Here is a 21,103-nt window from a genome sequence, read left to right as displayed (position 1 = left end):
TTTTATGAACAGAATTTCATTTATGTTAATACTACTTTTGCTTGTATCACCGGTATACGCTCAACAATTGCTGCTGTTTTCAGGCGCAAAAGATCCGGTTACAGACATTTCTAGCAAGGTAATAATTGAAGCTTATAAACGTATTGGTATTGAAGCTAAAATTGAACAATTTCCGTCTGCACGGTCTCTTGCAATGGCAAATAAAGGTACAGTTGATGGTGAAGTGGGCCGCATTGCAGGGATTGAAAGTGTCTACCCTAATTTAATAAGAATACCTGTTGCTATTAATGTTGTTGAAGGCATGGTCTTTTCGAAAAACGACATTAATTACTTTCCCAATTGGCAAGCCTTAAAAGCGTATATCATCGGAATTAAGCGTGGCGATATTTTTATCGAAAAGGGCACCAAAGGCATGCAAGTTGTACCAGTTGCTGATAGTAATCAACTATTTAAAATGTTAATTAAAGAACGTACTGATGTTGTGGTATTAGCTAAAGTTACAGGATTAAGTCAACTTAAAATACTTGGCATAAAAGGTATAAAGGTGCACGAGCCTGCAATTACTCAGGTAAATTTATTTCATTATGTACATAAAAAAAATGCCTACCTTATTCCGGAGATAACCAATGTACTTAAAGAAATGGAGGCCGAAGGTCGAATTGCTGTTATTAGGAAAAGTGCGATAAGAACGCTTTTAATAGATTAGGGAGAAGAAGAATCAATAGATGAATAAATTAAACAAATTTCTTTAGTTTGCCTCACTTTGATAATGAGCCATTCTTCTTTGGCATAGGAAGCTGCAAATTGTTCGACAAAATAAAAATAAAAATAAAAATAAAAGAATAAAGGAAATAACAATGACTAATAAACTACTAATTAGTGGCTTGATCACTATGCTGTTGAGCGCATGTGGCGTAGAAAAGACTAATCAAGTCAATATTCAAGACACCGCACTTAAAGAAAAAAAGCCTAACGTGGTTATATTCTACGTTGATGATCTGGGTTATGGCGATTTAAGCAGTTATGGCATGACTGCAGCTAAAACCCCTAATGTTGATGCTTTGGCAAAAGAAGGAATACGCTTCACTGATGCGCATAGTTCAGCAGCAACCTGTACACCATCACGTTATTCTTTATTAACAGGGCAATATGCCTTTAGAAATAATGCCGCAATTTTACCGGGAGATGCACCTTTAATCATTGACCACACTAAACCAACCTTGCCAAAAATGTTTAAACGAGCGGGCTATAAAACTGCTGTGGTTGGTAAATGGCATTTAGGTTTAGGTGATGGTTTTGTTGATTGGAATAAAGCCGTAAAACCTGGGCCGCTGGAATTAGGCTTTGATTACAGCTTCCTAATGCCTGCAACTGGCGATAGGGTGCCAACGGTTTATTTGGAAAATCATCATGTGGTTAATTTAAATCCAAATGATCCCATAACTATTAGTTATGAAAAGCGTATTGGAGAGCGACCTGTAGGCACTGAAAGCCCAGAGTTATTAAAGCAAAAGGCCGATTTACAGCATAGTGCCACCATAGTAAATGGTATTAGCCGTATTGGTTGGATGGCTGGCGGTAAAAAGGCTGAGTGGAAAGACGAAGATTTCCCCTTTGTATTTACTAACAAAGCCATTGATTTTATTCAGTCTGTAAAAGGTCAACCATTCATGCTGTTTTTTCCATTCCATGACATTCATGTACCACGAGTACCACACAAATTGTTTGCTGGAAAATCTGGTATGGGACCAAGAGGTGATGCCATTTTACAGATGGATTGGATGACAGGTCGCATTGTTGATGAGTTGAAAAAACAAGGTCTATATGAAAATACCCTGATTATATTTTCTAGTGATAATGGCCCGGTAATGGACGATGGTTACGCTGATATGGCAGAAGAAATGCGTGGTGATCATGATCCCGCGGGTGGATATCGCGGCGGAAAATACAGTGCCTATGAAGCCGGAACTCGTGTACCTATGATTGTCACTTATCCAAACGGTATAAAAAACAAGGGCGATAGTTCGGCGCTAATTAGCCATATTGACTTGTACAAGTCGTTGGCTCAGTTTATCGGAGTAGAGCTTGCTCAAGGCGAAGCGATAGACAGCGAGAATATGCTGCCAGCCTTATTGGATGCAAAAGCTAAGGGCAGGCAAGACATGTTAGAGGAGTCTTTTACACTGTCTTTACGCAGCGGCAAATGGAAATATATTGCTCCGTTTACAGGGACAACACCTAATTGGCTAGCCAATAAAACTGCGATTGAAAATGGCTTAAAAACTAGTCCTCAGTTGTTTGATATAAGCACTGATAGGCAGGAGCAAGTGAATTTGGCTGCTGAATACCCCGAAGTTGTCGAGCGCTTACAACAGCGTATTGAAACAATCAAAAAAATGCATTAAGTAATAGAGCCTTAAATAAATGAATAAAATGATGTACTTAAAAGATTGGCGCAAAATGGTTAAATTACCACTTTTAAGTATTCTCATTTTTTCACCTGTGGTCTTAGCACAAGATTATTATGTTGCTAGTCATTTTGGATCAGATGAAAATAAGGGCACAGAGGCGAAACCATTCGCCTCTCTTAGTAAGATAAACACCCTTGCTCTTAAACCTGGAGATAATATCTTCTTGAAGGCTGGGGATAAATTTAACGGTAGTTTACGACTATTGAATAAATCAGGTAGTGCGTTACAGCCCATTACTATCTCAACGTTTGGTGGCAAGTTAGAAGACAATAATCAGCGAGCATATATCAATGCCGCAGGAGAGCTCGCTGGTATTGAAATTAAAAACAGTCGTTATATTAATGTCAGTAATATCGATATTGAAGCAGATGGTGGAAAACCGCAGCAAATAACTGATAGAAAAGCAGCTCAAGCAATAAGAGTTGGGGTTTTAATTTATATCGATAAAAAATATAACCAAACATATGGTCATATTTCATTAGATAATTTAAAAATCCATGACATTTTTCATTATAGTTTTGGTGATATTGACCGTGCTGGCGATGTCAATACACAAAATGGTACACAAGCTTATGGTTATGGTATTCATCTGTTTAACCGCAGTAGTGGCGCGAACACTCTTTTAACTGACATTAGTATTACTAACAGTGAAATATATGACATTGCCCATACTGGCATCAAAGCAACGGCGAATAACCCTAGAATTCAGAGTACTCCTTATCCTATTTTAAAGAAACTTATTAAAAACATAACACTAGAAAATAACCTTCTGCATGATATTGGCGGCCCCGGCATTATGTTTGGCGGCGTTGATGGCAGTTTAGTTAGCCATAATAAAATCGATCGCACGGGTAGTAGTCTAGATTTTGATACGGGTAAGTACGATGCCCGTAAATGGGGGCGTGGTAGTGGTATGTGGACATGGAATACTAACGATGTGCTGGTTGAATATAATGAGTTTAAAAATGCAGTAGGCCCCGCAGATTCAGCTGGTTTTCATATAGACTTTCATTGCTCAAATATCATTATTCAGTACAACTTAAGTTTGAATAATGAGGGAGCGTTTATTGAGATTTTGGGTAATAACCGAAATAACAGCTACCGCTACAATGTCAGTATAAACGATGGTTATCGTGTTAAAGGTGATAAAAATCGTGCTTACGGCAAAGCGACTCACGATGGTAAAACCTTATGGCTGAGTGGTTTTGTTGGCATGAAAGGTAGGAAGGTTAATCCTAATATAGCGCCAGTAAACAACTACATCTACAACAATACCGTCTATGTCGATCATGTTGCGCAACTTGCCGTACATCAAGAAACTAATGGGGCCGTTATAGCCAACAATATCTTTTATTTTAAGCAGGGTAGTTATTATTTACCTCAAAAAAGGTATCAGTTAGTTAAGGGGAAAAATCCAAGCAAAAACCTAATTATGACCAATAACCTATTTTTAACCGCTAAAGATTGGCCAGAGGTAGGGGTGATGAAAAACAATGCAGCTATTATCGGCGACCCGTTATTTGTTGAAAACGGTGGCGATACTATTGCCGATTACCGGCCCACTAATAATGCTTTAATCGCCAATAAAGGTGTGCTTGTACTCCCATTACCGAATAGTAACGGTTTGCAAGGAAACAGTCGCAGTGGTGGTTTAACCGTAACAAAAGATATTTTGGGCAATAAGCTCAATGGGAAAGTTCATTTGGGCGCTATAGTACCTAAAGCGAAAGAATAACAGTGATAAACGTTATATTAGCGTGAAGTGTGGATCTCCATCTGTGCTGACTCCTCCTTCTCCTGTTTAATTAACAACGGCATGAATATCAGTAGGATAAGCATAAGTCAGCGGATGGGAACTTCCGCTTTGAGCGAAATAGCCGCTCAAACGTTGATAAAGAAGGCTCACTTAGTGCGCATTCCGGACGTTAGCCTTAAAATATTTGCTATATATTTTCTAATGAATTATTTTAGTTAGGTACCTGTGATACATCAATGAATCAGCTTGAAATATTCTATGCATACCTTTTATTTGAAATAACTAAGGTAAGGCTGTAGCTACTATGAGACATTACTTAGCCGTTTAATGTGATGTTATCGATAAAAAACCAATGTAGAACAATATAAAAGAGTCTAATATGCAGTTAAATTTGACCCAAATCACTATCATTTATTATCATGATGAATCGCTTGAATTACTACATGAAGTAAAGTCCTTTCCAAAGAATCAACAAGGGAGAGTAGTCATACCTGAATTGTTTAAAAAAGGTAAATCTATTATTGCGGTATGCGAAGGTGAAATTAAAATTTTAAATAAAGTGGGCGATCGTATTTTGTCTGTAGGAAAACTAGCTTAAAAAATTTATATAGTCTGAACCTTAAAGGCTCATCAGGCAACCATCCTTACTAATCAACTTAATATCCAATTTAAAGGAAATAGGTGTGTTTTGGGTTAAGGTATGCCTAACGATTAAAGGTCTCTGGCTGGGGCGTCGATACAAAATCTAATCCAACCTGTTCAATATCTGTAATAACTAATGTCCGCATCACGCCCTGAGTCTTTTAGTCAACAGTTTTTAGCAATAATAATGGTGATTTTCTATCTCTCAGTGACTTCAGATATTTAGCTTCACTATAGGGCTTTCTTGTCTTCCAGCATCGAAACAGTATTCTGATCCATTTAAAGGCTAAGGATCTAATTGTTGATTGATGCGTGTTTCCTTTTTTACGTTGTTGCGCGTAATACAACCCAGCCCAATACGATGAGTAAACAGTTTTTGATGTCCATTCAATGAAAGACTGGCGAAGGAATTTAGAGCACTGCCATCGCCAGTGAACCCACTCCTTTTGACCACTTCTAACAGTAACTGGAGCAACACCTGCATACATTTGAACTTGAGACGCATTATCAAATCGGTCTCTATTTTCACCAAAGGCAACAAGTAACCTGGGTGCCATACAAGGCCCTGCACTTGGCAAAGATTCAAAAAGGTTGGCGTCAGGTAGTGTATGAAACAATTTACTTATTTCATCATCAAAGACCTTAATAGCTCCACTGTAGTGATTATTTGTGCTGTAACGGAAGTGGCAAATAATTGATGTGACTCAATAATGGCAGGATCTTCGGTGATATATTGAGCATCTTTAATCGCAGTAATGCGTTGTTCAATAAGAGGGACAGAGCGCGCACTAGCTTTTTTAAAAAAATTCCTTATCGTATCTGCTCTTGCTCGCTTTAGCTTTTGTAAGCTAGGCCAACGATTAATGAACTGACAAAACAGTTCTGAATCTCTATGGCTAAACCACTCTAATAGTTGAGGGAAGTACTGCTTTAGGGTGTAGATTAATCGATTACTAAACCTTCTTCTATCTTCAACTAACCTTCGGCGTTGCTCAACCAGATACATAAGTTTACGGATCTTCTCACCCTGCATAGAAAGTGGTTTAATCTTGTTAGGGTAGTTGAGCATTAAATCTAACGCTAACTCGGCATCCGTAGGATCATCCTTGGCCTTACTCGGAGTAAAGGCCTCTCGATACCTAGCAAGCATCAACGGATTAATCGGAAACAATGTTATGAAGTTATATTTTTGTAAAGCATAAACAATTGGGCCTTTAGTTAACTCAATTGAAATCGCTAATTGACCACCAAATCGCTTGTGTAACGATTGAACCCAATCATTAATTTTATCAGGAGAATGGGTTAAAATACCGAACTCTCGATTTGATTGTTTTCCACCTTGAATACAATAGTCATGCTTTTTGTCAGCCCAATCAATTCCGATATGAGCACTATATTTAGTCACTTGAGAAACCATCAATCACCTCCAAAACTTATATGTATTCAGTTAGAATGCTAAGCTCTTCGAAAGCAATATAGACAGTAGTGTTAAATACGAGCCCTGAGTATTCGTTAGTGAGCTTGAGCGTACCATTAGTCTCGAAAGCAATGCGGTAAACATTAAATGTTATGTGGTAATTATTCGTAAACTAATAGCACTAACCTGAACCAATTAAGTATGGTCTGAATCAGGAGTAAAAGACTATAAAGTGGTAAAAGTGATCGTTTCATATCTATCAGAGAATGACGGTTCATGGCACATTATAGACGGATGAAGAACAATGGGTTTGCTGCAAAGTAAGCCAATTCTTTTATTGAGGTGACTAAAAACTCAGTTACCAACAGTTAACGCTAATAGAGCCTTATTTTTGTTTCCTAGTGCTCTACGTTAAGTAGCAAGGTTTCCACCCAAATAGGATTGTTTCCTGTTTCATATTGCATTACTTTGACTAAATCACCGGTTTTTTTATTAATTTTATAAACACCAAGTTTATTGTCTCTTTGCCCGGCGACATAAGCAAATTCGCCGGTTTTATTTAGAGTGAACGACCGTGGAAAGTGCTCAGTAGGAAATTTATTAACTAAGGTCAGGCTGCCATCTATCGCGTTGATTTTATATGAAATGATCTGGTCTAGTTCTTTTTGATTATCTCGACTAGAGATATAGAGGAATTTTTGATCTGGTGAAATGTGCAAATCGGCGTTGGTAATCCGCCCGCGGCTATCATCAGAGTTAGTCAATGTTTGTGTTAATCCCAACGTACCTATTTCAGGATGCCATTGCCATACAGCTACGCCAGGTTTAACCCTTTCTTGGGTGGAGTAGGCGATGTTAAACTTAGGATGAAATACCAAATGTCTAGGTTGAGCGGCTCCTTCGGTTGGACCTATGGCCGATTTAGTTTTTGTTACTTTTCCGGTATTTTCATCAAAAGCTAATTGAAAAATTTTATTAGGGCCTGTGGCGGGAATAAACAGGGTTTTATTATCTGGAGAAAAACGAACCGCATGTGCCTTTTTATCCAATATTATTTCTTGAACAAGTTCTCCCTTGTATACGCCATTTTCAAGTTTCCAAATAGACGCTGTGCCTTTACCGTAATTAGCCCCCGCTAGAAACTTGTCAGAATGATCTGTTTTAAGCTCCGTGGTTCTACCACTTATTGGCGCGTTGTTAATTAAAACCAATTTACCATCCGTTAATATTTTATAGGTAGCTATTGATAATTTTTTTTTGTCATTATCTACAGTTGCCACAATATAAAGGAATCTTTTGTTTCGTGAAAAAGTAAAAACTGACATTCCTTTGTGTTCAATTCTTTGAAAATCAATCAACTTACCTGTTTTTTCGTTAATTTTCTTAACGGATAAAGCTTCTCCCGACGACAGATATAAAAACTCTTGTGCTACTAATGACGAAGAGTTAAGTAAGAAAAATAAAGCAGTTAATACTCTTGAAATCATGAAACTTCTCCTTTAATTAGGTAGTTAAACGGGAAATGGCGTTGCAGGTAAGCCTTGGTCGTTATATAAACTCGCGTTCTCGGGATTGTTTTCCCACGCATAACGCACATATTTAGGTGTTTTTATACTGTCATGAAAAACCGTTACCTGATTGTTTAATACGGTATCAAATCGTATTTTTATTTTATTAATTTTGAGCAATAGCTGTGTTTTTTTTGATGGGGATCCACGTTAGTTTGCGCCACAGTTTTTCCAATGGTCCTTGCCCATATCGCCTTAACCAATATGTTGATAACTTCATTTGCAACATCAATAAGGTTATGCCAATAAATAATGAGATGCTTGTTCCGCAATACTTGTATAAAGCAAGCCCCCAACCGTAATAGATAAAAGTTCCAGTAATGGACATCAATAAATAATTACTTAGTCCCATACGGCCAAAGTTGATAAACTTTGCGACAAATACACTACCTTGGTTGTGGCGCCAAACCAGAATGAAGCTTGATAAGATACTGAGCAGCATAGAAATTTTCATATAACGTTGTGTTATTTGCCACAGTAATTTACGTGCAGATTTGTCTTCAATCGCCTTCAAGCCTGCATCATTTAATAAATCTAGGCATAGCCATGAACCCAAGCTAAATAGTAATAAATAATACCAAAATTGGAGTGGGCGTTCGGTCATACTTTTGCTTTTAGCCAAATAGACCCCAAGAAAAAACAAACCTGAAATCGCCATGATTCTACCTACATTCCAACTCCAGATAACAGAGCTAAAATAAGAGAATTCAAAATGGCCTTGCAGCAATTGCCAAAACGAATTTTCCATCAATAATGGTTTTAAATTGCTAACTGGATAGGCAAGGTGAGAGTTATAAATAGTGTCAGTAAAAAAGTAGCTGCCAATGGTATAAACACTGATAGGGTTAATTATCAACACTATTGCTGTCAACAAAATCATTTTACTACTCATGTAACGAGTTAAAACTAAGGGTAAGCCCAGTACCGCATACATGATCAAGATATCGCCGGCAAAAAACATCAGGTGAAATAAACCAAAGCCAATTAACAGTGTCATGCGCCAAAAGTGGCGAAAGAGATATTGCTCACCTCGTTTTACCCCATTTTCATAAATAAGCCAATAACTAAAACCAAACAGTAAACTAAATAAGGCAAAGGCTTTTCCGGCGATGAAAAAGTACATGGTATCTTTGAGCCATAAATCTATCGGCATTAACCAATCAGGTGAAAACTCTGGTTTTACAAAAAAATTAAAATGCTGAATATGGTGCAATAAAAAAATGCCGGCTAGGGCAAAGCCCCTGAGGGCATCAATCATCACTATGCGATTGTTTTCTTTTTCATTTACTTTTATAGTCATTAAAACTACCGAAGTTAGTTAACCGGTCCCACTAAAATTAATATCGACTATCCCAACATGATTTCAACATAGTGTCAGTATTTGAATTTGCTTGTTCAGAAGAGATAATTTGATTAACTTCTGAGCTAAATTTTTCAATTACTTTTGCAGCATTCTTAATTTTTCGCTTTTTCTTTTTATTCGTTTGACCTTTAGAGTCAACAAAAGTTACCGTTACTGTTACAGTTGGTCCACCGTCATTGATAGACCTTTGACCCGTGGATCTATTCGAGCTGCCTTGACACCATTTTCCTGTTTTATTTTTACCTCCGGTGAACGAATCGTAACCATTATTGATTGCCATAGTTGCAGCATGTAGCATTAACATTTTTTGCGCTCTTACTACAGAGCTACCACTATCTAATTTAACGGTGAGCACATATCTATTATCTGATATACGTTGCTCGGTTACGCCGAGTTTATATTGGCCTGCTAGCCCTCCTTTGACATATTCTACAGATTGAACAACTTTATAAGGAGTAGGTTGATAAGCACATCCTGACAAAAACATTATGCAAATCAGTATTATGACTTTCTTTAAATCCATTTCTATTTTCCTATTTTTATTAGTGTGATATAAAGCCCAATTTAATCAATTGGGCTTTATATTTTTTATAAGTCGTTATGTGTACCTATTTTTATCGTCTGCTTAGTCGTATACGAAGGAGCAGAATCAATAGGTGTTAAGGTGAAAGAGTAACTATAGTCTTTCGCTTTTAACTGATACTTATCCCATGCATGTGCGCCCCAACTGTTATCGCCAGCTATACCTGTTTGTTTAAAGTCGACATTTACACTCACCAAGTCTTGTTTAACGATGTCAGTATAGTGACGTTGCGCTTTTTCAAAGCCTGGATCAAAGTCACTCATAGGTTGGTGGTGCGCACTAAAATCAAATGAAGGTGAACCAGATATTTTTAAGCCAACGCCTGCTTTATTAGTTAACGTTACCCAACGTAAATCTGAGCGGTTGCCATTTTCTTGCGGACGAATGTAGTCGAAAGCGATATCTTTTACTTCACCTTGATATATACCAACAAAAGCAGAGGTTTTACGATCCCAGTAGTTTTCATGTGGACCACGACCGTAATAAGTGACTTGATCAAAATCCACTGGCATTTGGAAATTTGAACCAATGCGTGGGATTGCACTAAACTTGTTGACCTTGCCTTTTACGTCTTTGATTTTTACTTTAGCCTTATTATTGCCGGAAAAATGGAACGCCACATCCACTTTCACTTTACCTTGGCCATTAATGGAGTACTGGTAAGTCACTGTAGACTCCGCTTCAGCAAGTGTTACTGTTTGTTCAAGCACTATTGAATTAGGTTGCTCAGAAACAATCTTTATGCCTTTACTCACTTGGTTCAATGTTGCGTCTTTCCACAGTTTTGCTTGTATAACGTAAGCTTTCTTGTCACCGCCAAAATCGTTATCTGTTGGGGCGCGCCATAAGTTAAATTTAAGCGGTTCTTTTAATAACTCTGTTTGATTAAATTGATAAGAAGTTAAGTAGCCCGCTTTATCAAAGCGAAGGCTTGCCGAACCAGCGTTAACAACAGTACTATCGGCGTTTTGAACAACAGTCACTTCTCCAGCAGCTTGTTTATCAAATTTAGTTACAGCACCTTTTTGTAATAATATTTGCTCACTGGCAAGTAAGTGGCCTTTATCAACTAAAGGATGTTGGCCTTTTGCTGTTGCGTAAAAGTTAATAAAGTATTCTTTACCTGCTGTTAAGCTTGGCAGCGGTTTTGCTAAATCAAAAGAAGCTTTACTTTGTGGCTGAGCAACAACGTTAACTTCTCCTGTTTCTACTACAATGCCATCTTCAATTAAACGCCAAGCGATATCGTTGCTTGAAGAATCAACAAAGAAGTTTTCATTATAAAGCTCGTATTGCGTATTACCTACTTTAGAGAAGTGTAAGTTTTGGTAGACTTTTTTAACTTCAATTAACCCAGGATGTGGAGTTCTATCTGGGTTAATTAAGCCATTTAAGACAAAGTTATTATCGTTAAATACACCTTCAGGCTCAAAGTCGCCTCCGTAACCCCAATACTCGTTGCCATTTTTATCTTTTTTGATTAAACCTTGATCCATCCAGTCCCAGATAAAGCCACCTTGCACCTGGTCTTCACTTCGAACAAAGTCCCAATACTCTTTAAAGTTACCGCTAGAGTTCCCCATGGCATGAGCATACTCAACCCAAAAAAACGGTCGGTCAGGGTATTTACCTATGTATTTCTTTTTGAGTTTATCAACCTTTGCGTACATCCATGTTTCTGCATCTTGATGGTTACGGTATTGTTTTTTGTTGTCTACGTGATTAGCTCTTTCATAGATGGTCAAACGTGAATCGTCACGTTGTTTAATCCAGTCGTAAGCTTTTAAATAGTTAACGCCATCACCTGCTTCATTACCCATAGACCAGAAGGTAATTGAAGGGTGGTTTTTGTCACGTTCAACCATACGTTCAATGCGATCTAAATGCATACCTTCAAATTCAGGTTTGTTCGCTGGCGTATTTTTAGGTTCATAATAGAAACCATGAGATTCGATATTTGCTTCATCAACGATATATAAACCGTATTTATCGGCTAAGTGATAAAAGTATGGGTCGTTAGGGTAGTGTGAGGTGCGAACTGCATTGAAATTATTTTCTTTTAATAATTTAACATCGGCTAACATCGATTCACGGCTAACAACATGGCCGGTACGCTCATCATGTTCATGACGATTAACACCTTTTAGTAATATCGCTTTGCCGTTAACAAGGAATTGGCCGCCTTTAAGCTCAACTGATTTAAAGCCTATTTGCTCACCGATATATTGTGTTGGTGTATCATCACTATATTGAGTTTCAATCGTTAATTGATAGAGGCTTGGTAGTTCTGCAGACCAAGCAGATACATCTTTAACATTGAATTCTTGATTAATTGTTTGTTCTTTACCGGCCATAACAATCACTGAGCTATTTTGTGAAGCGACCACTTTACCATTAGCATCACTTAAGGTAACTTTCACTTTTACCGACTGTGCTGCATCGTCTTTGTTTGCTACGTCTATGGCTAGGTTTAATATACCGTCTTTGTAGTTATTTTTAAGAGACGTTTTAGCGAAAAAATCTCTTACATGGGCATTAGGGGCAGTATGTAAGTAAACATCACGTTCAATACCTGACACACGCCAAAAATCTTGATCTTCTAAGTAACTTCCATCGGTATGACGAATAACTTTAGCCCCTAATACATTGTCACCTGCTTTTAGATATTGAGTGATGTTAAATTCAGCAGCAGTTTTAGAGCCTTCGCTGTAACCCACTTCTTCGCCATTGATGTATAGGTAAAACCCAGAGTTTACCCCACCAAAGTGGATGAAAACTTGCTGACCATCCCAATCGCTAGGTATGGTAAAATTAGTACGATAAGCACCCGTTGGGTTGTCATCTTCAGGCATAAACGGAGGGTTTAATGGAAAGGGATAAGTGATATTGGTATAAATAGGGTAGTCGTAACCGTGCATTTGCCAGTTAGCAGGTACAGGTAGTTCATCCCACGTTGAAACATCATATTCAGGTTTGAAAAAATCTATTGGTACTGATGATGGGTTAGCTGACCAATTAAATTTCCAGTTACCGTTGAGTAATTTGTAAAAAGGTGAGCTTGCATAGTCGTCAGCAGATAATTTCTCTGCAGAATCATAAGCAACAAAAGTAGCTCTAGGCGCTTCGGTATTTACTTTAAAAATACTTAAATCCTGCCAATAATCAGCTTTTTCGGTCACATTTTTTGCTTGAGCTGTATTTGTTGTTTTTGCGCTATCTTGATTGCTGTTACATCCGGATAATGTCAATAAGCCGGTTAAAATAGCAAGGGTAAGTTTATTTTTATTCATTATCTTTATACTCTTTAAGTGTATTTAACGCCATGCGCTTTAATTCTTTCAAGTTAAATTGATTATCTGTTGAGATGTAGTTCTCGTTATTTGCTATGCCGTGAATCGCTTTAGATAAATGGTTTTTCTTGAACACAAAGCTTTTAACATCTTTGTGTTTTATCGCTATTTCATCTTCAAAATAGAATTGGTTGTTTTCAAACAGGGTATTAACTGGCCAAGGGCCACCCCAGTTATCCATATCGATTAAGGTATTATCAACATGCTTTGGCTTTTTCGGTACTATGATAATGTTGTCGTAAATTTGGGTGTTTTCTACAGGCCCTGTGATGTGAAATGTGGGTGAAAAAATGCCTGCATGGGTCGGGTAGGGACGTATGCCATCATTAATACTGACATTGCCTCTAATGATGGTATCAACAGTACCTTTATTATTGTTTTGACCAAGTGATTGGCCTTTATTACACACTAATAAAAAACCACCATAATTATCGTGGCTATAGTTATATTGAATGACAGTGCCAAATGAGTTGAAATCAGAATCGAAGCCTTGACCATCCCATTTAGCTTTATGACCGCTTACTTCATTAAATTGAATGATGGTATTGTCGGCACTCCAAGGCCAAATACCTGCTGCCGCATCACCTTTAGGTAAAGTATCGGGAAAATCTCGTAGAATATTATGTTCAATAATGGCGCCATCACTAGCAATGATAACAATGCCATCACCTGGAACTTGTTCAATTAAGTTACCCTTAACGAGTACACCTAAGTTGGGAAACCATTTATCTCTTCGTGAGTTACCATGAAAATTTATGCCATTGCGTGTTACATGATGAATGTGAGAGTTTAAAATTTGTAAATCAATGAATCTAGTAGGTATTTTGTTGCCACGGTTTATAACTACAATACCACCACCAGCCCCTTCTTTTTTCTTTAAATTGCCATTTACTTGATGAACTTCTAGGTTGTTTAAAACAATATGGTGTAGTTCTCCAATGTCTTTAGCGCTAATAATGACACCGCGACGTCTGGCTTGAGGTCTTTTACCTTTATTGGTTATAGAAAGGTTGTTAACCTCCCAATATTCGACATTGTGTAATAACAAGGTATGAAGCTTTTGTCCCCAACCATTAATGAGTGGTTTATTGCCAACACCGTAGGAGCTTATGACAATTGACTTACCTTTTGTGCCACTACCTTTTGGTTCTAGTACGCCATTATAGCGAGAACCAGCCTTAAATAAGAGTCGGTCACCCGGTTGAAAAGTTTGCTGATTGACTTTTGTAAGGCTTTTCCATGGTTTATTTGGCGTTAGCGCTGAATTTTGATCGTTGCCATTTTTACTATCAATGTAATAAGTGTTGCTGTTCGTTGACTTAACGGGAGAGATGAAGCCTAACTTAGTCAGAAAGACTTCCATTTCTAATAAGGTTTCTTCGAATTTAACCTCGTTAAAAAAACCGTGAGGTTGATTTTTATACATATGCATTTCAAAAGGAACACCAACTTCCTTCATACGTTTTTTGAATTTCAGCACAGAAGGAACTTTAATGGCAGTATCTAACTCACCAAAAAAACCAATAGTAGGAGGCGTATTTTCAGTAATATTGTGCAGAGGAGAGAACTGTTGCCAGTAGGTTTTCACTCGTCCATGGCCGTAGCCGCCAGGACCATTATCAAATACAGGATTAAATAACACTAATGCGTTAGGTCGATAACTGACAGATGAATCATCATTAGGATCTTCAATGGTTGTTGCTGTTCCTGTAGCCGCTGCAACTTGTCCGCCAGCTGAACCACCGCCTGCGGCGATCATGTTAGGATTTATACCGAGCTCTTTAGCGTGAGAGCGAACCCATCGCATCGCAGATTTACCATCCATAACACTCATTTTAGGCTCGGTGCCATGTTGTTTTAATACACGATATTGAGCACTAATGGCAACCATGCCTTTATTAGCTAAGTGTTGACTGTGACGATAAAAATGATGAGGTGAGCCGCCATTCCAGCCACCACCATGAAAGAAAACAATCGCTGGGCGGTTATCACTTGCTTTGTGGTCTTTAGGATTGAAAATATGTAAAGACAGTGAGATACCATCAATTTTCTTGTATTGAATAAGCTTACTTGGCGTTGCATCATCAATAGACTTACTTTCTGTAATTGAAGCGCTATTCTGCTTATCAGTATTGTTAGAGCAAGCAATTAAATTGCAGGCTAGAATAAAGAGTATTATTAATTTTAAGCAGTATCTCATAGTGATTTTTTGCTCTCTTAGTTCTTTTATTTGGACTTTAGTTAAATACTCGATTTAGGGAGTATCGGCTTGATCGTTTTACCTTGTTTATCTATAGGATATTGTGCATTTTGTCTTCTCAATTCAGTAATCATTGATGTCATTATTTCTTTGAGTTTTTTTGGCTGAGATGAGGCGAGATCATTAGATTCTGTAGGATCATTTTTTAAGTTATAAAGTTGATAGCGCTTTACTTGTTTTTTTCTATGCTTGGTTTTCACTTCTGGTAAATAGTTATAGATAACTTTCCAGTTATCTAAACGATAACTAGTAAAATAAGAATGCCTATGTTCATGAGGAAAATGCATCAAAAAGCTATTTTTACGATTGGTGTTTATTTGACCAGACAGTTGTTTGGTTAAATTAATCCCATCAATTACTTGTGATGATGGATTTTGCACAGAGGCCACAGAGAGTATTGTTGGGTATATATCTAATACCGTGGCAATTTGCGTATTTATCTTATTTTGAGCAATAGGGAAGCGTTTTTGTATCGCCATATTTTTATTTGGTTTAGCCCAAGCCGCAATAAATGGTGCGCGCATGCCGCCTTCCCAACTGGTGCCTTTTCTTCCTTTAAGTGGCGCTGAGCTAGCAATGGCATCATTTTTCCCTAACGGAGCATCCGAGCCGTTATCACCTAAAAAGAGTATTAAGGTATTTTCTGCGATACCTAATTGTTCGAGTTTACTGGTTATATCTCCTAAAGATTTGTCCATTCCTTCCATCAAGGTGGCATACGCTTGAGCTTGCTTAGATTTCCCTCTATTTTGATAACGCTTGGCAAATCTAGGGTCACTATCAAATGGCGCATGAACTGCATAGTGCGACATATAAAGCAGAAAAGGTTTATTCTCGGATGTGGCTTGAGCTATTTGTTTATTAGCCTCAAGCGTCAGCGCTTCAGTTAAGAAGATATCTTTGTCATAGTAAGCCTCTAAATGAGGAATATTATGCGTTAACGGTTTGTTTTTTTGTTTATATTTTGGGTGATTACCATAGTGATTGTGACTATAGTAACTTTTTGGACGTCCCCATGGCGCGCCAGCGATATTAACATCAAAGCCGATATTTTTAGGATCAGCGCCTTCACTTTTTAATGGACCAAAATGTCCCTTACCAATGTGAATAGTTTTGTAGCCTGCATTTTTTAGCAGCTGAGGGAAGGTTACTGATGAGCTTGTTAGCCCTTGCCAATTCCATTGTTTTGGTCCAAATTTTCCGCCATTATTTTCGTCAGGCTTGATCCACGTAGTGGTATGGTGTCGTGTAGCATTTTGTCCAGTAAGTAAAGACGCTCTCGTTGGGGAGCAAACACTTTGCGCATAAAATTGACTAAAGCGAATCCCTTTAGTGGCAAGGTTTTCCATATTTGGTGTATGGTACCAGTTATTTAAAGGCTGACTTATCGGCTGACCCTTTCCGTCCGTTATAAAGGGCACTGAAGTATCCATTAACCCCATATCATCAACTAGAAACACAACGATATTAGGCTGGGTCGCTTTTGCGACAGTGCCTTGAGCCAAGCTTATTTGTAGGCTTGATACTGCTAGTGTAATTAATAGTAGAATTGTTTTCATTGCTGACCTTTGTATTGTTTTAATTTTCTCGACCTGCTGCAAACTCTTCAATCGAAATTTGACGAGCCTTGTTAGTTTGCCAAATACTCAATTATTTATGCTGAACATAGCCTGATTTGGACATCTAATTGTCAGCCGTCAGGCGAAATTCATACAAATTCAACTAACTACTTTTATCAATATCATCTTGAGAAAAACGAAGTTGTTGCCAATCAGTCCTATTTAAATTTGATTGATTTTTATTATTGTTTTGTGTTGACTGGCAAGCGGCAATAATAAGTGTGGATAAAAAAGCATTGTTATTTTTAACCTTACAAAACGATAATACACCATGCGTGGGAACGTTGCCCAATCACAAACTTAGTATAAGGTATGCTATTTAAGCGATACTTCGCAAGCATTATCTCATTTTTTTTTGGTATTAATGGTAACGTTGTCCTGTTTTGGGTTTTTTGGACATAAGGGCAGGTATTTTGAGTAAGCTCACTGGTAAAATATCTTAGTTGGGACTTTTAAGCTTCAATAGCCTTAGATAGAAAACCTTAGTTTACTACTAAGGTTTTGATAGTTTTTAAAACGTCTCAAAATTATTTTACAGAAGGGTTTGTTTAAACAATCGATTAAAACAAAGATAGATCAAAGTCCGTGATTAACTTGGTTTGAAACTTGTAGATTCTCGTTTAACAAGCCTAGGAATGTGTTTATAGTTTTTGCTTTCATTAATTTCTGCATGCTTAGCGGTTAGCTCTAGTGCGATGTTAGCTGCTTGCATGGCCATTTCTTCTACAGGGTAATTGAGGGTACTTAACTTTGGTCTAGAATACCTTGACAGTAGAACATCATCGAAGCCTAGAACAGAGATATCTGAAGGTACTTTAAAACCGTTATCTTCAAGGGTAGAAATGGCGCCAATAGCCATGGCATCGTTGTAGACAAATATAGCTGTAAATTTTTTACCAGATGCTAACAGGTTCTGAGTAGCAATTTCTCCCCCTTGAAGCGTTGGTTCTCCAAACTCAATTAATTCTGAAGCAAGATTTACGTTGGCAGACTTTAACTCTTGCTGAAAACCTTCAATTCTTAAACGAGGATCATCTATTTGATGTTTACTCGAGATACAGGCAAAACTTTGATGATTTAATGCCAATAAATGGCGAGCGGCAATTTTTCCACCCTCAAGGTTATCTAACCAAACACAACGGTGTGCTATTTCTTCAATATAGCGATCAATCAACACTAGGCCAGGGACTTTACCCGCTAATTCAATTAATACTTGATCGGATAGTTTTTTACTATGTACCACCATCACATCGCATTGCCTTTCAATAAGTAAAGTGATGGCTTGCATTTCTGTTTCTGCGCTCACCAACCCCGTACTTAATAGTAGTTGCATTTTCTTTTTGCGGGCCACTTGCTCAACACCATGAGCTAATGATGCAAAGAATGGATCAACTAGATCAGGAATAACAACACCTAGGGTGGTACTTTTTTGTGTGACTAAGGCACGAGCATTGGCATTAGGGGTATAGTTCAAGTCTTTCATTACCTTTGTGACATTCGCAATGGTTTTTTGACTGACTTTAGGGCCATTATTTAATACCCGTGATACGGATGCCACGGATACACCAGCAATACGAGCTACGTCTTTTATTGTTGCCATAGGGTAAATGTTTACATTGTTTATTTCTTATTGAGTTGGTTGAATATACACTAAATATAGGTGATACATCAAGATACCTGAAACTTTAAATTAGTACTTGCACAACAAAGGGTAAACGATTACCCTTTGTTTCATGCTTTCAATTATAACTATTTAAAATATTATGACTGTAGATTTTGATCCCACGGAACACCCTCACAGAAGATATAACCCACTGATTGATGAGTGGGTGTTGGTTTCTCCTCACCGAGCAAAAAGGCCATGGCAAGGGCAGGTAGAAAAGCTTGATGAACAGCAAAGACCGGCCTACGACAAAGAATGTTTTTTATGTGCGGGCAATACTCGTATAAATGGTGAAGTTAACGATGATTATAAAGATACCTTTGTTTTTACCAATGATTTTGCCGCAATAAAACAAGATACTCCTATTGTGAGCAGTGATGATCCACTTTTTAAAATGGCCACAGAGCAGGGTGAGAGTCGTGTAATCTGTTTTTCAGCGGATCATAGTAAAACCTTACCAGAGCTATCAGTAAAGGAGATTTCTCGACTTGTTGATACATGGCAAAGTCAATGTGAAGAATTAGGTAAAACCTATACCAGCGTACAGGTCTTTGAAAATAAAGGCAGTATTATGGGTTGCTCTAACCCACATCCTCATGGACAAATTTGGGCGCAACAGCAATTACCAACCTTGGTGATGAAAAAACAAAAAGCTCAGTTGGCTTACCTTAAGCAACATGGCAGCAATTTATTAGAAGACTATGTAAATAGAGAAGTCGATAATAGAGAACGCATTGTGGTGCTAAATGATGATTGGTTAGTTGTAGTACCTTACTGGGCAGCATGGCCGTTTGAAACTTTATTACTACCACGCTTTACCGTGTCACGTATAACTGAGCTGAATGCAGCGCAAAAATTATCCCTCGCAGATATTCTTAAACAAATTACCATCAAGTATGACAATTTATTTGAGTGTTCTTTCCCTTATTCCATGGGTTGGCACGGTGCGCCTTTTGATGGCCAACAACATGATGAATGGACTCTGCATGCCAGCTTCTTCCCGCCACTATTAAGATCGGCCACGGTGCGTAAATTTATGGTCGGATATGAAATGATGGCTGAAGCGCAACGAGATCTTACTGCAGAGCAAGCAGCAAAAAGACTGCATGATTTACCTGCTACTCACTATAAGGAAAAAAGTTAATGATTTCAGTAGCACTGGAACAAAAAGAACTTGAACAACAAGCACTTGTGCAAATTTTATTTGAGCAACAATTTCAACACTCGGCTGAGCTCGTTTGTCATGCACCTGGCAGAGTTAATATCATTGGTGACCATACTGATTACAATGACGGTTTTGTCCTGCCGGCAGCGATTAATTACGGTACTACTATTGCAGCCTCTGTGCGCGACGATAAGATCATTAAAGTTTATGCCCACGATTGTGACCAACAAACTAATGAATTTAGTTTGACTGAGATAGTGTTTGATCAACAGATGATGTGGAGTAATTATGTTAGAGGAACATTACAAGCATTGCTGAAAAAGCATCCTGAAATTAACGGTGCAAACTTAGTGGTTACCGGTAATGTACCACAAGGTGCCGGTTTAAGTTCATCGGCCAGTTTTGAAATAGCTATCTTAAAAACCTTTACTCAGCTTTATCAATTAGAGTTAAATGGTATTAATGCCGCGCTTATTGGACAGCAAGCCGAGAATGATTTTGTTGGTTGTAACTGCGGCATTATGGACCAACTTATCTCGGCCATGGGGCAGCAAGGTCATGCTATGTTACTTGATTGCAAAGACTTATCTTTTGAAGATGCGCCTATTCCAGATGACTTAACGCTGTTTATTGTTAATTCCAATGTAAAACGTGGCTTGGTTGATAGTGCCTATAACTTAAGACGTCAACAATGTGAAGCGGTGGCCAAGTACTTTGGTGTTTCTGCTCTGCGGGATGTGACCATGGCACAGCTTAATGCTGCCGAAAAGGAAATTGAGCCAGAGCTGTTCAAACGCGCCCGTCACGTTGTGAGTGAAAATACTCGTGCCGTGAATACCTTAAAGGCGTTAAAAGCCAATGATATGGCAACCATTAGTGCCGAGATGAAGGCGTCTCATATTTCTTTGCGTGATGACTTTGAAGTGACTACCAAGGAAATGGATGGCTTAGTCGAAATGATTGATAGTGTCTTGGGTACAAAAGGCGGCGTTCGCATGACCGGCGGTGGTTTTGGTGGTTGTGTCGTCGCTCTAGTGCCTAATAACTTAGTGACCGAGGTAACGGATATTGTCAACCGTAAATATGAGCAAGAATTTGGCTTAACAGCAAGTATTTATCATTGTACTGCATCACAAGGTGCATTTAGATAACTAGCTGAGGTGTAATTGGCTAAAGTGAATCAAATAAAATTTAAATGAATAAAAATAAAACTAGCGTAAAAAATTATTATAACTAAAACAATAAC

At 38.0% G+C, this 21,103-nt stretch carries 14 protein-coding genes and 1 pseudogene; 6 read left to right on the top strand and 9 right to left on the bottom strand.

From position 1 onward, the window contains the following. Positions 1 to 4: 4 nt before the first annotated feature. The 4 genes from F580_RS0116630 to F580_RS0116615 all read left to right on the top strand — a co-directional run bounded on the left by F580_RS0116630 (position 5) and on the right by F580_RS0116615 (position 4,825). Entirely contained in the window at positions 5 to 706 is a 702-nt protein-coding gene (locus F580_RS0116630) for a substrate-binding periplasmic protein (RefSeq protein ID WP_019028881.1), read from the top strand. A gap of 151 nt (positions 707 to 857) precedes the next feature. Continuing rightward, positions 858 to 2,405 (top strand): sulfatase family protein, encoded by a 1,548-nt coding sequence (locus F580_RS0116625; protein WP_019028880.1) that lies wholly within the window; start codon positions 858 to 860, stop codon positions 2,403 to 2,405. Between the two features lie 28 nt (positions 2,406 to 2,433). Next, the gene (locus F580_RS0116620) at positions 2,434 to 4,206 is read left to right on the top strand and encodes a right-handed parallel beta-helix repeat-containing protein (RefSeq protein WP_211215633.1); all 1,773 of its coding nucleotides are present in this window, start codon (positions 2,434 to 2,436) and stop codon (positions 4,204 to 4,206) included. A gap of 400 nt (positions 4,207 to 4,606) precedes the next feature. Next, positions 4,607 to 4,825, top strand: coding sequence for a TIGR02922 family protein (locus tag F580_RS0116615; RefSeq protein ID WP_019028878.1), 219 nt, complete (start codon positions 4,607 to 4,609; stop codon positions 4,823 to 4,825). Positions 4,826 to 5,030: 205 nt separating this feature from the next. On the opposite strand, the pseudogene F580_RS24760 reads toward F580_RS0116615, so the two are convergent. The 9 genes and pseudogenes from F580_RS24760 to F580_RS0116565 all read right to left on the bottom strand — a co-directional run bounded on the left by F580_RS24760 (position 5,031) and on the right by F580_RS0116565 (position 18,629). Further along, a pseudogene (locus F580_RS24760) lies at positions 5,031 to 6,286 on the bottom strand (IS110 family RNA-guided transposase). Between the two features lie 398 nt (positions 6,287 to 6,684). Next, on the bottom strand, positions 6,685 to 7,773 hold the full coding sequence (locus tag F580_RS0116605) for a lactonase family protein (RefSeq protein WP_019028877.1): 1,089 nt from the start codon (positions 7,771 to 7,773) through the stop codon (positions 6,685 to 6,687). Between the two features lie 24 nt (positions 7,774 to 7,797). Continuing rightward, on the bottom strand, positions 7,798 to 7,974 hold the full coding sequence (locus tag F580_RS26430; RefSeq protein ID WP_157443151.1) for a hypothetical protein: 177 nt from the start codon (positions 7,972 to 7,974) through the stop codon (positions 7,798 to 7,800). Continuing rightward, complete coding sequence (locus tag F580_RS0116600; RefSeq protein ID WP_019028876.1) at positions 7,961 to 9,154, bottom strand: DUF418 domain-containing protein; 1,194 nt, start codon at positions 9,152 to 9,154, stop codon at positions 7,961 to 7,963. The genes F580_RS26430 and F580_RS0116600 overlap by 14 nt, the downstream gene beginning before the upstream one ends. A gap of 37 nt (positions 9,155 to 9,191) precedes the next feature. Next, entirely contained in the window at positions 9,192 to 9,740 is a 549-nt protein-coding gene (locus tag F580_RS0116595; protein ID WP_019028875.1) for a CC0125/CC1285 family lipoprotein, read from the bottom strand. Positions 9,741 to 9,805: 65 nt separating this feature from the next. After that, a complete protein-coding gene (lacZ, locus tag F580_RS24755) occupies positions 9,806 to 13,090 on the bottom strand; it encodes a beta-galactosidase, LacZ type (protein WP_019028874.1) in 3,285 nt (1,094 codons plus the stop codon). After that, a complete protein-coding gene (locus F580_RS25605) occupies positions 13,083 to 15,350 on the bottom strand; it encodes an alpha/beta hydrolase fold domain-containing protein (protein WP_019028873.1) in 2,268 nt (755 codons plus the stop codon). The genes lacZ and F580_RS25605 overlap by 8 nt, the downstream gene beginning before the upstream one ends. A gap of 41 nt (positions 15,351 to 15,391) precedes the next feature. Next, entirely contained in the window at positions 15,392 to 16,969 is a 1,578-nt protein-coding gene (locus F580_RS0116575) for a sulfatase (RefSeq protein WP_019028872.1), read from the bottom strand. Positions 16,970 to 17,618: 649 nt separating this feature from the next. Further along, positions 17,619 to 18,629: a LacI family DNA-binding transcriptional regulator gene (locus F580_RS0116565; RefSeq protein WP_019028870.1), complete on the bottom strand. Its 1,011-nt coding sequence runs from the start codon at positions 18,627 to 18,629 to the stop codon at positions 17,619 to 17,621. Positions 18,630 to 18,792: 163 nt separating this feature from the next. On the opposite strand from F580_RS0116565, the gene F580_RS0116560 reads away from it, so the two are divergent. Together F580_RS0116560 and galK are read left to right on the top strand one after the other, a co-directional pair. Continuing rightward, a complete protein-coding gene (locus F580_RS0116560) occupies positions 18,793 to 19,836 on the top strand; it encodes a UDP-glucose--hexose-1-phosphate uridylyltransferase (protein ID WP_019028869.1) in 1,044 nt (347 codons plus the stop codon). Then, on the top strand, positions 19,836 to 21,008 hold the full coding sequence (gene galK / locus F580_RS0116555) for a galactokinase (protein ID WP_019028868.1): 1,173 nt from the start codon (positions 19,836 to 19,838) through the stop codon (positions 21,006 to 21,008). Before F580_RS0116560 ends, galK begins: the two co-directional genes overlap by 1 nt. Positions 21,009 to 21,103: the final 95 nt, after the last annotated feature.

The sequence above is a fragment of the Colwellia piezophila ATCC BAA-637 genome, from assembly GCF_000378625.1.
In the GTDB taxonomy this organism is placed as follows: domain Bacteria; phylum Pseudomonadota; class Gammaproteobacteria; order Enterobacterales; family Alteromonadaceae; genus Colwellia; species Colwellia piezophila.
Note: the sequence above shows the minus strand (reverse complement) of the source record. Positions and strands in the feature narration are given on the sequence as shown.

What these genes read in the sequence shown, in the direction of transcription:
- F580_RS0116625 (WP_019028880.1), top strand. Translation starts at nt 858, where the DNA reads ATGACTAATAAACTACTAATTAGTGGCTTGATCACTATGCTGTTGAGC.
- F580_RS0116565 (WP_019028870.1), bottom strand. Translation starts at nt 18,629, where the DNA reads ATGGCAACAATAAAAGACGTAGCTCGTATTGCTGGTGTATCCGTGGCA.
- F580_RS0116630 (WP_019028881.1), top strand. Translation starts at nt 5, where the DNA reads ATGAACAGAATTTCATTTATGTTAATACTACTTTTGCTTGTATCACCG.
- F580_RS0116595 (WP_019028875.1), bottom strand. Translation starts at nt 9,740, where the DNA reads ATGGATTTAAAGAAAGTCATAATACTGATTTGCATAATGTTTTTGTCA.
- F580_RS0116600 (WP_019028876.1), bottom strand. Translation starts at nt 9,154, where the DNA reads ATGACTATAAAAGTAAATGAAAAAGAAAACAATCGCATAGTGATGATT.
- F580_RS0116605 (WP_019028877.1), bottom strand. Translation starts at nt 7,773, where the DNA reads ATGATTTCAAGAGTATTAACTGCTTTATTTTTCTTACTTAACTCTTCG.
- F580_RS25605 (WP_019028873.1), bottom strand. Translation starts at nt 15,350, where the DNA reads ATGAGATACTGCTTAAAATTAATAATACTCTTTATTCTAGCCTGCAAT.
- lacZ (WP_019028874.1), bottom strand. Translation starts at nt 13,090, where the DNA reads ATGAATAAAAATAAACTTACCCTTGCTATTTTAACCGGCTTATTGACA.
- F580_RS0116620 (WP_211215633.1), top strand. Translation starts at nt 2,434, where the DNA reads ATGATGTACTTAAAAGATTGGCGCAAAATGGTTAAATTACCACTTTTA.
- galK (WP_019028868.1), top strand. Translation starts at nt 19,836, where the DNA reads ATGATTTCAGTAGCACTGGAACAAAAAGAACTTGAACAACAAGCACTT.
- F580_RS0116575 (WP_019028872.1), bottom strand. Translation starts at nt 16,969, where the DNA reads ATGAAAACAATTCTACTATTAATTACACTAGCAGTATCAAGCCTACAA.
- F580_RS0116615 (WP_019028878.1), top strand. Translation starts at nt 4,607, where the DNA reads ATGCAGTTAAATTTGACCCAAATCACTATCATTTATTATCATGATGAA.
- F580_RS0116560 (WP_019028869.1), top strand. Translation starts at nt 18,793, where the DNA reads ATGACTGTAGATTTTGATCCCACGGAACACCCTCACAGAAGATATAAC.